Source organism: Streptomyces sp. col6, assembly GCF_008042035.1.
Lineage (GTDB): Bacteria > Actinomycetota > Actinomycetes > Streptomycetales > Streptomycetaceae > Streptomyces.
The window spans coordinates 179,771-194,603 of the sequence record NZ_RDBL01000002.1 but is presented as its reverse complement, the minus strand read 5'-3'; the positions used below and the strand labels follow the sequence as shown (position 1 = coordinate 194,603).

Here is a 14,833-nt window from a genome sequence, read left to right as displayed (position 1 = left end):
CATTCGGCACCCGTCCGCCTGGGCCATTCTCAGGAGGCGGTCCACCGCGGGTCGCGTCCGCTGAGGGCCAGCGCGCGGGTGAACCCGGTGGCGCCGGGGGCATCCACCTCGTCGGTGAACCCCTCGTACTGCCGGTAGAGCGCAGCGGTCTTCTCGACGGTCCCCAGCACGTACGCGGCGGCCTCGGCGGAGAGCCGGAACTCCTGGCCGGTGGCGCGGGCCACGTCCCAGCCGTGCAGCGCGATCTCCTCGATGAGCATGGCGGCGGTGTCGGCGGCCGGGGACGCGGACTCGCCCTCCCCGATGGTGCCCTCCCAGACGGCCGGGTCGGACCAGGCGGCCACGGCCCGGTCCAGCTGGGCGGCGTACCGCTCGGCCCAGTCGGCGTCCGCGGTGAAGTCGCGGGCGATCAGCTCCTCGGGCAGTTCCGTGCGCAGGGCGCGGTGCTCCATGCCGTGCGAGGTGTAGAGCACCCAGTGATTGACGAGCGTGCGGACGTCCCAGTCCGCGCAGGGGGTGGCGGTCGCCTCCAGCTGTCGGGCGCTGACGCCCCGGGCCACGCGGGCGGCCTCGGCGGCGCATTCGGTCATGTGGGCGTGCTCGGTCTTCATGCACCCCAACCTAGGCACGCGCGCCCGGCCGGTATTGAAGAAAGGCGACAGGTGCCGGACGAGGAGGGTGTACGGGACACGGATAGGCTTTCCGGTGCGCAGAAGGCGCTCGCGCCCGTACGAAGGAGCAGCCGCACGTGACCACCACCGCACCCCTGTCCCCTGCCGCCGTCACGGCCCCGGTCCCGGTCATCCGGGCCGACGAGGTCTCTCTCGTACGCGACGGGAACATCCTGCTCGACGCGGTCTCGCTCACGGTGCGGGGCGGGGAGCACTGGGCGCTGCTCGGGGCCAACGGGGCGGGCAAGAGCACCCTGCTCGGGCTGCTCGGTGCGGTCACGCACCCCACGCGGGGTTCCGTCGAGGTGCTGGGCCGCACGCTGGGGCGGGTGGATCTGCGGGAGCTGCGGACGCTGCTCGGCCATGTCAATCCGCGTCATCCGCTGCGCTCCCCGCTGACGGTGAGCGAGGTGGTGCTGACGGGCCTGACGAACTCGGTCGAGCCGGTGCCGCGCTGGTCGCCGGGCCCGGGACAGCGGGAGCGGGCCGAGCGACTGCTGAAGATGCTGGGGATGGGCGGCAAGACGGAGTCGCGCTGGCCGGCGCTCTCGCAGGGCGAGCGCGGCCGGACGCTGATCGCCCGTGCCCTGATGCCGCAGCCCCGGCTGCTGCTGCTCGACGAGCCGGCGACCGGGCTCGATCTGGCCGCCCGGGAACAGCTGCTGGACAGCCTGGACGCGCTGCGCGAGGAGCACCCGGAGCTGGCGACCGTGCTGGTCACCCATCATCTGGAGGAGCTGCCCGCGTCGACCACGCACGCGATGCTGCTGCGCGGCGGGCGGTGCCTGGCATCGGGCACGGCGGACGAGGTACTGACCACGGACCGGGTCAGCGCGTGCTTCGGGCACCCGGTGCACATCACCCGCACGGACGGCCGGTGGACGGCGCGGGCCCGGCGGGCGCCCCGCGGCTGACGCGCGCTCAGCCCTCGGGCGCGGCGTCGAAGGGCGTGGCCTGGTGGTAGTAGAGCAGCCAGCCCGCGGCGGTGAGCCGCCAGAGCGAACTGCGGTGCGCCCGCCTGCCCCTGGCCTCGGTGTCGAAGGTGAGGTGGACAAGTTCGTCGGCGAGGTGGACGCCGCTCATCCGGGAGGCGGTGAGCTGGCCGGGCCGCGGGGCCAGGTCCGAGAGGAGTGTGGCGATGATCGTGGCCCGGTCCCAGTGGCGGCCGGTGGTGTCCACCTCGCGGTAGTCGGGGTGGAGCACCTGGTCGAGGAGTTCGGCGGAGGACCGGACGAGGGGGTCCAGGAGCCGTAGCTCGCCCTCGATGGCCGCGGCCACACCCGGCGCCGGCTCGGTCATGCCCGTCTCCCGCCCGTGTCGGTCGTCATGGGCCCAGCGTAGGACGGGACGCGCGTACCGGGCGGCCGCCGCGCCCCGTGGGGGAGAGCGCGGGGGCCGCCCGGCCGGGTGTGCTGCTACTCGACGATCTTGAGGAGCTTGTTCGCCGTTCCCTCGGTGGCGTTGCTGATGGCGTCCGGGGTGGCGCCGTCGGTCAGGGCCGTGGCGACCTCGGCCGGGGTGGCGTCCGGGTGCCCGGCCAGGTAGACGGCGGCGGCGCCCACGACGTGCGGGGTCGCCATCGACGTACCGGAGATGGTGTTGGAGCCGGTGTCGCTGTCGTTCCAGGACGAGGTGATGTCGGAGCCCGGGGCGTAGATGTCCACGACCGGACCGTAGTTGGAGAACGACGACTGCTCGTCGTCCACGGTGGACGAGGCGACCGTGATGGCCTCGGGGACACGGGAGGGCGAGCCCTCACCGGCGTCGCTCGACTCGTTGCCCGCGGCGACCGCGAAGGTGACCCCGGAGGCGATGGCCTTCTGGACGGCCGCGTCGAGCGCCTCGTCGGCGCCGCCGCCGAGGCTCATGTTGGCGACGGACGGGCCCTGGTGGTTCTCGGTGACCCAGTCGATGCCGGCGACGACCTGCTCGGTGGTGCCGGAGCCGGAGTCGTCCAGGACGCGGACGGCGACGATCTTGGCCTTCTTGGCGACGCCGTAGGTCGACCCGGCTATGGTGCCGGCGACGTGCGTGCCGTGGCCGTTGCCGTCGTCGGCGCTGTCGTCGTTGTCCACGGCGTCGAAGCCGGAGCTGGCCCGGCCGCCGAACTCCTCGTGGGTGGTGCGGACACCGGTGTCGATGACGTACGCGGTGACGCCCTCACCCGCGCTGTCGGGGTAGGTGTACGCGTTGTCGCCCGCGGTCTCGGTCTGGTCGATGCGGTCCAGACCCCAGGACGGCGGGTTGTCCTGGGTGGCGTCGATGTGGAACTTCTTGTTCTGGACGACCTTGGAGACGGCCGGGTCGGCGGCGAGCCGCTTGGCCTCGGTCTCCGAAAGGCCGCTGGCGGAGAAGCCGTTGATGGCGGAGCTGTAGTTGCGCTTCAGCTTGCCGCCGTACTCCTTGGCGAGCTCCGCCTTGTCCGCCTTCTGGTCCAGCATGACGATGTAGCTGCCCGAGACCGCGGTCGCCGCGTCGGCGCCGTAGATCTTGCCCATCGCGGGGGCGGGTGTCGCTCCCGCGAACGGGCTGCCCATCAGGGTCACGCCGGCGGCAGCCGCCACCGCGGTGATGGAGGCGGTCAGCTTGAACCGGCGTGCACGCTTGTGAATGGCCATGAAGAGGGGTCTCCTCGTCATTCTTTGTGGGGGGATTGGCCCCCGGCCGGAAGATCTCCGGGGGTTGGTTCGAAACCCTGACCGATTGACGCGCGCAGTTCAAGGCCTTCATACGGCTCTGACGTAGTCGTCAATCTTTCGTCACAAGACGCCCGCACCTGCTCCCCGATACGCCAACCACCTTTACGTGTAAGGGGCTTCGTTCCTCCTTCTCGGGGGCAAGCACCGTTCCCAGGTCGGAGAGCCCCACCGCCCGGCTCGGCGGACAGCATGACGAGATGGCTTTACGCCGCGCCTACTTTCGAATGCGGGAGGCGGCGGCGATGGGCCGGTGCCGGTCACAAGGGGGCAGGCCCGTCATGGGGAGAGTGGATGCGGCGCGGACGCGGGAGCCGCGGGTACGGGGCGTCGCGGCCCGCGCGGGTGGCTGGAGCGCCCGTCACCGCTGGGCGGCGGTGACGATCTGGGTGCTGTTCGTCGCCCTGGCCATGGGCCTCGGCTCCGCAGCGGGCCGGGTCGACGTCAAGGAGAGCGACCAGATGTCCGGCGAGGTGGGCCGGGCCGTGCGGATCATCGAGGACGCGGGGCTCAAGGACCCGGCCGGCGAGACCGTGCTCATCCACGCGGAGGGCGAGGACGCGGCGGTGGCCGGTTCGCCGGAGTTCCGCGCGGCGGTGAAGGACGTGATCGAGGCCGTGCAGGCCACCGGTGAGGTCACCGCCGTCACCTCGCCGTACACCAGCAAGTCTGTCTCGGCCGACGGACACAGCGCGCTGGTGCAGTTCGAGATGCGGGGCGACCCGGAGACGGCGAGCGAACGCGTCGCCCCCGTCCTGGACGCCGTCGCGAAGGTGGACGGCGCGCACAAGGGGCTGCTGATCGAGGAGATCGGCGGCGCCAGCATGGGCAAGACGTTCGACGACGCGTTCGGCAGCGACTTCCAGCGCGCGGAGTTCTCCGCCGTGCCGGTCGCGCTCGGCATCCTGCTCATCGCCTTCGGCGCGCTGGTCGCCGCGCTCCTCCCGGTCGCCCTGGCGCTGACCGCGATCATCGCGACCATGGGCCTGATGGGTGTGGTGAGCCACCTCCAGCCTATGAGCGACACCGCCAACTCCGTGATGCTGCTGGTCGGTCTGGCCGTCGGCGTCGACTACTGCCTCTTCTACCTGCGCCGGGAGCGCGAGGAGCGGGCGAAGGGGCGGGACGCCCGGACCGCGCTGATGATCGCCGCCGCGACCAGTGGCCGCGCCATCGTCGTCTCCGGTGTGACGGTCTGCGTGGCGATGGCGGGCATGCTCTTCACCGGCATCGCGGAGTTCGAGGCGATGGGCCTGGCCTCGCTGATGGTCGTCGCCGTCGCCATGGTCGGCTCGGTCACCGTGCTGCCCGCGCTCCTCTCGCTGCTCGGTGAGCGGGTCGAGAAGGGCCGGCTGCCGTTCGTGAACCGCCTGAAGCGCTCCGAGCGGGGTGGCGCCGACGGCGAGAGCCGGGTCTGGCGCGCGGTGCTCACCGCCGTGCTGCGCCGCCCGTGGACCGCGCTCGTGGTCGCCGCCGGCGCGCTCGCCGCCATCGCGCTGCCCGCGCTCGGCATGCACACCCAGAACCTCACCCTGGACCAGGAGTTCGGCGACTCGCTGCCGATCGTGCGCACCTACGACCGGCTGAACGAGGCCTTCCCCGGGGGCGCCGACCCGGCGCAGGTCGTGGTGAAGGCCGACGACATCGGCGCGGCCCCGGTGCGCAGGGCGCTGGAGGAGTTCCGCCGGCAGGCCGTCTCCTCGGGGGCCTCGAAGGGCCCGGTCGACATCGTCACGCACGACGCGGAGAACGTCGCGGTCATCGACGTACCGCTGGTCGGCGGATCGGACCAGGCGAAGGCGGAGAAGAGCCTGGACCTGCTGCGCGACACGGTGCGTCCGGCGACGCTCGGCAAGGTGGCGGGGGTCGAGGCGCCGGTCACCGGGCAGGTCGCCGGTTCGAAGGACTTCAACGACCAGATCGTGGGCTCGGTCGTCCCGGTCTTCGCCTTCGTGGTCGTCTTCGCCTTCCTGCTGATGCTGCTCTGCTTCCGGTCGCTGACCGTCGCGATCACCTCGATCGTCCTCAACCTGCTCTCGGTGGGCGCCGCCTACGGCATCCTGACCGCGGTCTTCCAGCACGGCTGGGGTGCCTCGCTGGTGGGCGCGGAGGGCGTGGGCGCGATCATCTCCTGGCTGCCGCTGTTCCTGTTCGTGATCCTCTTCGGGCTCTCGATGGACTACCACGTGTTCGTGGTCTCCCGTATCCGTGAGGCCAGGCTCCAGGGCCGGACCACCCGGGACGCCATCGCCCACGGGGTGGTCACCACGGCCGGCGTCGTGACCAGCGCGGCCGTGATCATGGTCGCCGTGTTCGCGATCTTCGGCACGCTGTCGATGCAGTCCATGAAGCAGATGGGCGTGGGCCTCGCGGCGGCCGTGCTGATCGACGCGACGATCATCCGCGGGGTGCTGCTGCCGGCCGTCATGGCCCTGCTGGGAGAGCGCAACTGGTACTTCCCGACGTGGCTGCGGTGGCTGCCCGACATGACGCACGACGAGTCGTACGACGACGAGCCGGCGGTGACCGCACCGGCGCGCGGCGGTGAGGAGCCGGAGCGGGTCGGCGTCTGATCCCCCTGCTGTACGTAGTCCCTCCTCCCGGACGCCGGGAGGAGGGCCTGCGCGTTCAGCGCTGGTAGCGGGCCAGGACCCGGTTGCCGTCGGTCACCAGCCGCTTCCTCAGCTCCGCGGCGTCGATCGCGCCGCTGTAGTACTCCTGGAGCGCGGGGGTCGCCACCTTGTCCTTCCACTCGGGGTAGCCGCGCACGGACTGGGCCGGGGCGGGGCGCAGCGACCCGGCGAGCGCGGCGCCGGTCGCCCAGCCCCGGTCCGCGGTGTGCAGCGAGGGGTCGGCCAGCGCCTCGGTGCCGGTCGGCAGCATCCAGTCCCCCTTGGCCAGCCGCACCATGTTGGCGGGCCGCAGCAGAAAGTCGATGAACCGGACCGCCTCCTTCTTGTGCGGGCTGTCCTCGGCGACGGACAGGGTCTGCGGGCTCACCCCCTGGGCCAGTCCGTCCCGGCCCGCCGGCGCGGGCAGCACCGTCCACTCGAACCCCTTCGGCGCCTGCTCGACGACCTGCTGGCGGTACGAGAACCCGAGCGGCACCATCGCGTACTTGCCGCCGAAGAAGCCGGGCAGGGTGTCGCCGCCGCCCATGCCGAGCGAGGTGCGGGCGGCGCTGTGGTCGGTGTTGACCTGGTCGTGGATGGTGCCGGGGGCCACCTGGTCGCCCTCCCCCATCGCGACGGTCACCTTGCCGTCGGCGCCCCGGTGGAAGAGCTGCCCGCCCGCCGAGAGGCCGAGGTTGAGGGTGACGGAGACCGGCTCCTTGAGCGGCCAGGCGACCCCGTAGCGGCCCTTGCCCGTCAGCTTCTTGGTCACCTGCCGGAACTCCGCCCAGCTCCACGGCTTCCCGGGGGTCGGGATACGGACCCCCGACGCCGTCAGGATCCTGGTGTTGGCGATCAGGACCCGGGGCTCCTGGAGGAACGGCACGCCGTAGACGCCGCCGTCGAAGGTGGCCGTGTCCCAGCTGGTGCGGGGGATGCCGTCGGTCAGCCCCTTCGGCAGGAGCGGGCGCAGGTCGGCGAGGTAGCCCCCGTACGCGAAGTCGGCGAGGTCGTCGGAGGCGTCGTGGATGATGTCGGGCGCCTCGCCGCCCTCGAAGGAGGTGAGCAGCTGGTCGTGGACGCTGTCCCAGCTGCCCTGGACGTACTCGACCCGGATGTCGGGGTGGGCCGCGTTCCACTCCTTCACCAGCTGCTTGTTGATGTCGACGGACTCCTTCTGCCAGGCCAGCGACTGGAACCGGAGCGTGATCCTCCCGTCCGGACCGCCGTCGCCCCCGCCGCAGCCGGTGAGCAGCAGGGCCAGGGCGGTGGCCGCCGCGGCAGCCGTACGTACCAGCGCGCGCATCAGTTCTTCACCGCCCCGGCCAGCATGCCGCCGGTGATCCGCCGCTGGATCACGGCGAACAGGACGAGCGAGGGGAGGGTGGCGAGGAACGCGGCGGCGGCGAGCGGCCCGAGGTCGCTGGCGCCCTCCGCGCCGAGGAAGTGCGTCAGTACGACCGGCAAGGTCTGCTTCTCCGGGGTCTTGAGGAGGACGAGGGCGAAGAAGAACTCGTTCCACGCGGTGATGAAGGCGAACAGGGCCGTGGCGACGACGCCGGGGGCCAGCAGCGGAGCGGTGACCGAGACCAGCGTCCGCAGCCGGCCCGCCCCGTCGACCGCCGCCGCCTCCTCCAGCTCGGCCGGAACCGCCCGTACGTAGCCGACGAGCATCCACAGCGCGAAGGGCAGGGCCCACACCACGTAGACCATGATCAGTCCCCAGAGGGTGTTGATCAGGTGCAGGTTCTTCAGGACCAGGAACAGCGGGATGATCAGCAGCACGAAGGGGAACGCCTGGCTGACCACGACCCAGCCGGTGGCCGCCGTGGCGAGCCGGGTGCGGTGGCGGGCCATCACATAGGCCATCGGGGTCGCGATGAGGACGGCGATCAGCCCTGCCGAGAGCGCGGCGATCAGCGAGTTGGCCGCGGCCCGCAGCAGCGGTTGCTCGTCGAACGCCTGCCGGAAGTTGTCCAGCGTGGGGTGCCGCGGGATCCAGGTCGGGTGCAGGGAACCCAGCTCGGGCGCCGGCTTGAAGGTGGTGGAGATCAGCCACAGGAACGGGAACGCCAGGAAGACCAGGTAGCACAGCAGCGCCACGTACTGTCCCGCGCGCACGGATCGTCGGGTACGCATGCTCATCGGTCCTCGCCTCCCCGGATCCGGCCGGCGAGATACACGGCGAGGATCACGGAGATCACCGCGACCATCACACAGCCCATCGCGGCGGCGTAGCCGAACTGTCCGTAGCGGAAGGCCTCCTCGTACGCGAAGAGCATCGGCAGCCGGGTGCGGCCGCCGGGACCGCCGTTGGTCAGCACGTAGACCAGGGCGAAGGAGTTGAAGTTCCAGATGAAGTTGAGCGCGGTGATGGAGAGGGCGACCGGTCTGATGGCGGGCCAGGTCACCGTCCTGAACCGGCGCCAGGCGCCCGCCCCGTCCAGCGCGGCGGCCTCGTGCAGTTCGTGCGGGGTGTTCTGGAGCCCGGCCAGCAGGGCGACCGTGGTCTGCGGCATCCCGGACCAGACGCCGACGACGATCACCGCCGGCAGCGCGGTGGCGAGCCCGGTCAGCCAGTCCCGGCCGTCCCCGAGCCCCAGGTCGCGGATGGTCTCGTTGAGGATGCCGGCGTCCGGGTTGTAGACGAGGCGCCACATGATGCCGACGACGACCTCGGGCATCGCCCACGGGATGATCGCCAGGGCGCGGGTCAGCCAGCGCATCCGCAGGTTCTCGTTGAGCAGCAGCGCGAGGCCGAGGGCGAGCACGAACTGCGGGACGGTGACGCCGACCGCCCACACCAGGCCGATCCGGAACGACTCCCAGAACAGCCCGTCGTGCAGCAGGTCCTGGAAGTTCAGCGTGCCGGTCCACTGGGTGGCGCGGGTGCGGCCGGACTGGGCGTCGGTGAAGGCCAGCGCGATGCCGTAGAGCAGCGGGCCGACGCTCAGGACCAGGATGGGGAGGAGAGCGGGGAGGACCAGGAACCAGGTGCCGGCGCCCCGGTCCAGCCGCCCGTCGGTGCGCTTCCCGGGCGGTCCGTGCCGCCCGGACCGCGTGGTCGCACTCGCCAATGTCATACGTATGCCCCCTTTGCGTGAATCGACCGGCTTGTTGCCGTTCTGGCCGCTCAGGTGGCCTCCGTCATCGTGCTGACGGACCGCCGGTTCGTCAAGGCAACCTGCACGGATGCGAAAATCGGGCCATGAACGAGATGGAAGCGCGCGAGGTGCTGGGCGCCGCCGGGTTCCCCGGCGGGGCGGAGCTGATCGCGCTCGGCGAGAACGCGGTGTTCACGGTCGGGGACCTCGTCGTCAAGGTCGGCCGGGACGCCGTGCGCCACCCGGAACTGCTGGAGCGGGCCGAGCGCGAGGTGGCCGTCGCACGGTGGCTCGCGGCGTCCGGGGTCCCCGCCGTACGGGCGGCCGAGGACGGGGCCCGGCTGGTCGAGGGCCATCCGGTGACCGTGTGGCACCGGCTGCCGGAGGCGGTGCGGCCCGCCGAGCCGCGCGATCTCGCCCCGCTGCTCGGCGCCGTGCACGCGCTGCCCGCGCCGGAGGGCTTCGCGCTGCCGCGCCGGGAGCTGCTGGGTGGCGTGGAGCGCTGGCTGCGGCTGGCGGGCGACGCGATCGACCCGGCCGACGCGGCGTATCTGCGTGAGCGGCGCGACGGCTTCGCGGCGGCGGCAGCGGCGCTGGTCCCGCATCTGCCGCCGGGACCGATCCACGGCGACGCGCTGGCGCGCAACGTCCATGTCGGGCCGGACGGCCCGGTCCTGGTGGACCTGGAGACCTTCTCCTCGGACCTGCGCGAGCACGATCTGGTGGTCCTCGCCCTGTCCCGCGACCGGTACGGCCTGGCGCCCGAGGCCTATGACGCGTTCACCGAGGCGTACGGGTGGGACGTGCGCGCATGGGACGGCTGCGGGGTGCTGCGGGGGGCGCGGGAGACGGCGAGCTGTGCGTGGGTGGCGCAGCATGCGCCCGTGAACGGGCGGGCCCTTGCGGAGTTCCGGCGCCGGGTGGCGTCGTTGCGGGACGGGGACGCGTCTGTGCGGTGGTATCCGTTCTGAGCCGGCTCGGGAGTCCGGCGCACCGGTCCCACGTGTTGTCCTCAATCGCCGGACGGGCTTGATTTTGCCGCCGCCCGTGATCTTCCCGCAGCGGGGTTCCAAGCTCATCCAGCGATTGGCCGACGCGCGGCTGACCTCGCTGTGAGGACGGCCCCATCAAGCCCGTCCGGCGATTGAGGACACACGCCGACGGGCGTGACGCCCGGCTTCAGGCGGTCGTACGCACCGGCTCCCGCACCGGCCACTGGCCGTCGACCACCGCGTCCGGGGTGCCCTTGCGGCGGAGGAAGGCCTGGAAGTCCGCCGCCCACTCCGCGTACCAGGCGATCTGGCGCTCGTGCAGGGCAGGCGCCGGGAGTTCGGCCACCGTGCGGTGGCGGGCGGCTATCGCGTACGCCACCCGGACCGCGGCCAGCGCGTCCGCCCCCGCGTCGTGCGCGCCGCCGTGGACCACGCCGTACTCGACGCAGACCGCCTCCAGGTTCCGCTTGCCCTTGCGGTAGCGGTCGACGGCCCGGTCGATGGTGTACGGGTCGATGACGGGGCCGAGGGGCACGCCGTCGAGCCGGTCATCGAGCGAGGGCAGTCCGTGGCGGCGCAACTCGGCCGTGAGCAGGGTCAGGTCGAAGGCCGCGTTGTACGCGACGACCGGGACGCCCCGGCGCCAGTAGCCGGCCAGCGTGTCGGCGATCTCGTCGGCCACCTCACGGGCCGGCCGGCCCTCGGCCGCCGCCCGCTCGCTGCTGATGCCGTGGATCGCGGAGGCCTGGGCGGGGATGCGGATGCCCGGGTCGGCCAGCCAGGTGTGCCGGGCCGTCGGCTCGCCGTCCCGGCCGTCCACGGCGATCACCGCGGCCGTCACGATCCGGGCCTCCTGCGGATCCGTCCCCGTCGTCTCCAGATCGAAGCCGACCAGCGCGTGCCGGTGCCAGCTCATCCCGTACCTCCTTCGTGGTGCTCCCCCGGATGACGACCACCCTCGCACGGGCCACTGACAACGCCGTCAGGAGACCGGCCGGGAGTCCGTCCACACGGACTCGAACTCCTCGCGGTAGGTCTCGAACAGCCCGTGCTCGTACCCCTGCCCGGCCCGGACCACCGCACGCCCGCCGCCGCGCAGCACCAGCACCGGCGCCTCCATGCCGCGCGCCCGGCGCAGATAGGTCTGCACGACGCCCACCGCGTCGGCCCCGTCGCCGTCCACCAGGTAGGCCGTGAAGCGCGGGGTCTCGTCGAAGACGTGGATCTCGAAGGCGCCCGGGTCGCGGAGCTTGGAGCGCACCCGCCGCATGTGCAGGATGTTCATCTCCACGGACCGGCTCAGCTCGCCCTTCTTGAGGCCCAGCTCCCGCTCCCGGCGCTTCACGGCGCTGCTGGCCGGGTTGATGAAGAGCAGCCGGATGCGGCAGCCGGACTCGGCGAGCCGGATGAGCCGGCGTCCGGAGAAGTTCTGCACCAGCAGGTTGAGCCCTATCCCGATCGCGTCCAGCCGGCGCGCGTCGCCGAAGAGGTCCTCGGCGGGCAGCTGGCGCTGGAGGCGTACCCGGTCGGAGTGGACGGAGACCACGTCCGCGTACCGGTCGCCGACCAGCTCCTCCACGGCGTCGACCGGGAGCCGGTCGGAGGAGGGCACCGCCGCCCCGCTGCCCAGCATCTCCAGGAGCCGGGCGGAGGCGCGCTCGGCCTGGGCGAGCACCGCCTCGTTGAGCGCGCGGTTGCGGGAGACGACGTTGCGCGCGACCTCCAGCTCGTCGAGCGCCAGTTCGACATCACGGCGGTCGTCGAAGTACGGCTCGAAGCAGGGCCAGTGCTGGACCATCAGCTCGCGCAACTGGGGCAGCGTGAGGAAGCTGAGGACGTTGTCGTCGGCCGGGTCGAGCAGATAGCCCTTGCGGCGGGAGACCTCGCGCACGGCGACGGCGCGCTGCACCCACTCCTGGCCGGCGGGCCCTGCGGCGGCCACCACCCAGTCCTCGCCGTGCACGGGTTCGTAGATCGGCCGGAGCACCGCCGCGACCACGGCACGCAGCCGCTGTTCGACGAGATTCAGCCAGATATAGGCGCGCCCGGCCCGCTGGGCGCGGGTGCGCACCTCGCTCCAGGCGTCGGCGTCCCAGTCCAGTTCCGCGCCGATCTCCAGGGGCTGCGCCAGCGAGACCGCCCCGGGCGGGACCTCGGCCACGTCCCCCTCGTGACCCGCGTCACCCGGGGGCAGCTCGAACCCTCCCGAGCTCACCCACGCACCGCCTTCCACTCCCCCACCAACGATCAAGGAAGGGTACTCCGGGAGCGGGAGCCGGTGCAGCCGGATGCGCAGGCTCCTTTACCAACTCCCCATGGAATCAAACCTGTTCCAGTCGGTGAGTTCGTCGGGAGTGAGCTGATTCATAGGGATTAAACACCCCAGCAAGGGGCGCGAACCGGACAGAGGGGGCGAGGGGCCGGAGGGCGGCCGGTTCCGGGCGACACGGAGAGGCACGAGGTTGACCGACCGGCCGACGTCCTAGGTAAGGGGCTCACTTTCGGGGAAGATCTGGCCCAGGGCCCAGGCGGGTCCGCATTTTCCCCAGGCGACCGCGGCAGAACTGGAAGAGTCGAATCCATGCAGGTGTGGCCGGGACAGGCGTACCCGCTCGGTGCCACGTACGACGGCGCCGGGACCAACTTCGCGGTCTTCTCGGAGGCCGCCCACCGAATCGAGTTGTGCCTGCTGCACGACGACGGTTCCGAGACGGCGGTGGAGCTGAGAGAGACCGATGCCTTCGTCCGGCACGCGTATCTGCCGGGGGTGATGCCCGGTCAGCGCTACGGATTCCGGGTGCACGGCCCGTACGAACCGCAGCGGGGCATCCGGTGCAACTCCGCCAAGCTGCTCCTGGACCCCTACGCGCGGGCGGTGTCCGGGCAGATCGGCTGGGGCGAGGAGGTGTACGGCTACCCCTTCGGGAAGCCGGACGCGCGCAACGACCTCGACTCCGCGCCGCACACGATGTCCTCGGTCGTGGTGAACCCGTACTTCGACTGGGGCGACGACCGGCGCCCGCGTACGGACTACCACCGCACGGTGATCTACGAGGCCCATGTGAAGGGCCTGACGATGCTCCATCCGGGGCTGCCCAAGGAGCTGCGCGGCACGTACGCCGGGCTCGCGCACCCGGAGATCATCGCCCATCTGACGGAGCTGGGCGTGACGGCCATCGAGCTGATGCCGGTGCACCAGTTCGTCCAGGACCACCGGCTGGCGGACGCGGGCCTCGCCAACTACTGGGGCTACAACACCATCGGCTTCTTCGCCCCGCACAACGCCTACGCCTCCTGGGGCGACCGGGGCGAGCAGGTGCTGGAGTTCAAGCAGGCCGTGCGCGCCCTGCACCAGGCGGGCATCGAGGTCATCCTCGACGTGGTCTACAACCACACCGCCGAGGGCAACCACCTGGGGCCGACGCTGTCCTTCCGGGGGCTGGACAACGCCTCGTACTACCGGCTGACCGACGACCAGCGCTACTACATGGACACCACGGGCACGGGGAACTCCCTGCTGATGCGCTCGCCGCACGTGCTCCAGATGATCATGGACTCGCTGCGGTACTGGGTGACCGAGATGCATGTGGACGGCTTCCGCTTCGACCTGGCGGCCACGCTGGCCCGCCAGTTCCACGAGGTGGACCGGTTGTCGTCGTTCTTCGACCTGGTGCAGCAGGACCCGGTGGTCAGCCAGGTGAAGCTGATCGCCGAACCGTGGGACGTGGGCGAGGGCGGCTACCAGGTGGGGAACTTCCCGCCGCTGTGGACCGAGTGGAACGGCAAGTACCGCGACACGGTCCGCGACCTGTGGCGGGGCGAACCGCGGACGCTGGCCGAGTTCGCCGGGCGGCTGACCGGCTCGTCGGACCTGTACCAGGACGACGGGCGGCGCCCGCTCGCCTCGATCAACTTCACCACCTGCCACGACGGCTTCACCCTGCACGACCTCGTCTCGTACAACGACAAGCACAACGAGGCCAACGGCGAGGGCAACCGGGACGGCGAGAGCCACAACCGGTCCTGGAACTGCGGCGCCGAGGGCGAGACGGACGAGACCGAGGTGCTGGAGCTGCGCGAGCGTCAGATGCGCAACTTCATCGCCACCCTGATGCTGTCGCAGGGCGTGCCGATGCTCAGCCACGGCGACGAGTTCGGCCGCACCCAGCAGGGCAACAACAACGCCTACTGCCAGGACAACGAACTGTCCTGGGTCCACTGGCCGGAGCCCGCCGCCGCGGTCGGCGCCGACGGCGAGGAGGAGGAGCCGGACGACGGGGCCGGTGACATGAGCCTGCTGGAGTTCACCCGGGCGATGGTGTGGCTGCGCCGCGACCACCCGGTCTTCCGCCGCCGCAGGTTCTTCCACGGCCGCCCGGTGGAGGGCACGCACGACGAGCTCTCCGACATCGCCTGGTTCACCCCCGAGGGCCAGGAGATGACCCAGCGGGACTGGCAGGCCGCCCACGCCAAGGCCCTGACGGTGTTCCTGAACGGGCACGCCATCTCGGAGCCGGGCCCGCGCGGGGAGCGGATCTCCGACGACTCGTTCCTGCTGATGTTCAACGCGAGCGCCGAGACCCTGGAGTTCGCCGTGCCCGTCAACCACGGGCGGCAGTGGCACGCGGTCGTGGACACCGCCCGCCCGGCCGGGGTCCTGACCGGCGCGGGGCCCAAGGTGGCGGCGGGCGACCGGGTGACGCTGGTGGGCCGCAGCATGGTCGTGCTGCAACGGCCCGCCTGACCGGGTCGGCGGCG

General features: G+C 71.7%; 12 protein-coding genes. 4 read left to right on the top strand and 8 right to left on the bottom strand.

The features are described 5' to 3' along the window. Positions 1-29: 29 nt before the first annotated feature. Entirely contained in the window at positions 30-611 is a 582-nt protein-coding gene (locus tag EAO73_RS00960; RefSeq protein WP_147969543.1) for a TIGR03086 family metal-binding protein, read from the bottom strand. 137 nt (positions 612-748) lie between these two features. On the opposite strand from EAO73_RS00960, the gene EAO73_RS00955 reads away from it, so the two are divergent. Continuing rightward, positions 749-1,585, top strand: a complete 837-nt coding sequence (locus tag EAO73_RS00955) for an ABC transporter ATP-binding protein (RefSeq protein WP_147969542.1) — start codon at positions 749-751, stop codon at positions 1,583-1,585. Positions 1,586-1,592: 7 nt separating this feature from the next. Here EAO73_RS00955 and EAO73_RS00950 read toward each other — a convergent pair whose 3' ends face one another. Further along, positions 1,593-1,970 (bottom strand): DUF4440 domain-containing protein, encoded by a 378-nt coding sequence (locus EAO73_RS00950; RefSeq protein ID WP_147969541.1) that lies wholly within the window; start codon positions 1,968-1,970, stop codon positions 1,593-1,595. Between the two features lie 116 nt (positions 1,971-2,086). Further along, a complete protein-coding gene (locus tag EAO73_RS00945; RefSeq protein WP_147969540.1) occupies positions 2,087-3,289 on the bottom strand; it encodes a S8 family peptidase in 1,203 nt (400 codons plus the stop codon). A gap of 359 nt (positions 3,290-3,648) precedes the next feature. On the opposite strand from EAO73_RS00945, the gene EAO73_RS00940 reads away from it, so the two are divergent. Beyond that, the gene (locus tag EAO73_RS00940; RefSeq protein ID WP_147969539.1) at positions 3,649-5,940 is read left to right on the top strand and encodes an MMPL family transporter; all 2,292 of its coding nucleotides are present in this window, start codon (positions 3,649-3,651) and stop codon (positions 5,938-5,940) included. Between the two features lie 55 nt (positions 5,941-5,995). Here EAO73_RS00940 and EAO73_RS00935 read toward each other — a convergent pair whose 3' ends face one another. Genes EAO73_RS00935 through EAO73_RS00925 form a run of 3 tightly spaced genes read right to left on the bottom strand, consistent with a single transcriptional unit; the run spans position 5,996 to position 9,062 of the window. After that, positions 5,996-7,285: an ABC transporter substrate-binding protein gene (locus EAO73_RS00935; RefSeq protein ID WP_147969538.1), complete on the bottom strand. Its 1,290-nt coding sequence runs from the start codon at positions 7,283-7,285 to the stop codon at positions 5,996-5,998. After that, a complete protein-coding gene (locus EAO73_RS00930; RefSeq protein WP_147969537.1) occupies positions 7,285-8,124 on the bottom strand; it encodes a carbohydrate ABC transporter permease in 840 nt (279 codons plus the stop codon). Before EAO73_RS00930 ends, EAO73_RS00935 begins: the two co-directional genes overlap by 1 nt. Continuing rightward, positions 8,121-9,062, bottom strand: coding sequence for a carbohydrate ABC transporter permease (locus EAO73_RS00925; protein WP_147969536.1), 942 nt, complete (start codon positions 9,060-9,062; stop codon positions 8,121-8,123). Before EAO73_RS00925 ends, EAO73_RS00930 begins: the two co-directional genes overlap by 4 nt. Positions 9,063-9,187: 125 nt before the next feature. Here EAO73_RS00925 and EAO73_RS00920 point away from each other — a divergent pair, with 125 nt between their 5' ends. After that, the gene (locus EAO73_RS00920; RefSeq protein ID WP_147969535.1) at positions 9,188-10,054 is read left to right on the top strand and encodes a phosphotransferase enzyme family protein; all 867 of its coding nucleotides are present in this window, start codon (positions 9,188-9,190) and stop codon (positions 10,052-10,054) included. A gap of 208 nt (positions 10,055-10,262) precedes the next feature. On the opposite strand, the gene EAO73_RS00915 is transcribed toward EAO73_RS00920, so the two are convergent. Then, the gene (locus EAO73_RS00915; protein WP_147969534.1) at positions 10,263-10,991 is read right to left on the bottom strand and encodes a 3'-5' exonuclease; all 729 of its coding nucleotides are present in this window, start codon (positions 10,989-10,991) and stop codon (positions 10,263-10,265) included. A 66-nt stretch (positions 10,992-11,057) separates the two neighbouring features. Continuing rightward, positions 11,058-12,290, bottom strand: coding sequence for an SAV2148 family HEPN domain-containing protein (locus tag EAO73_RS00910; RefSeq protein WP_147969533.1), 1,233 nt, complete (start codon positions 12,288-12,290; stop codon positions 11,058-11,060). A gap of 366 nt (positions 12,291-12,656) precedes the next feature. Between EAO73_RS00910 and glgX the strand changes: the two genes are divergently transcribed. Next, complete coding sequence (gene glgX / locus EAO73_RS00905) at positions 12,657-14,819, top strand: glycogen debranching protein GlgX (RefSeq protein WP_147969532.1); 2,163 nt, start codon at positions 12,657-12,659, stop codon at positions 14,817-14,819. Positions 14,820-14,833: the final 14 nt, after the last annotated feature.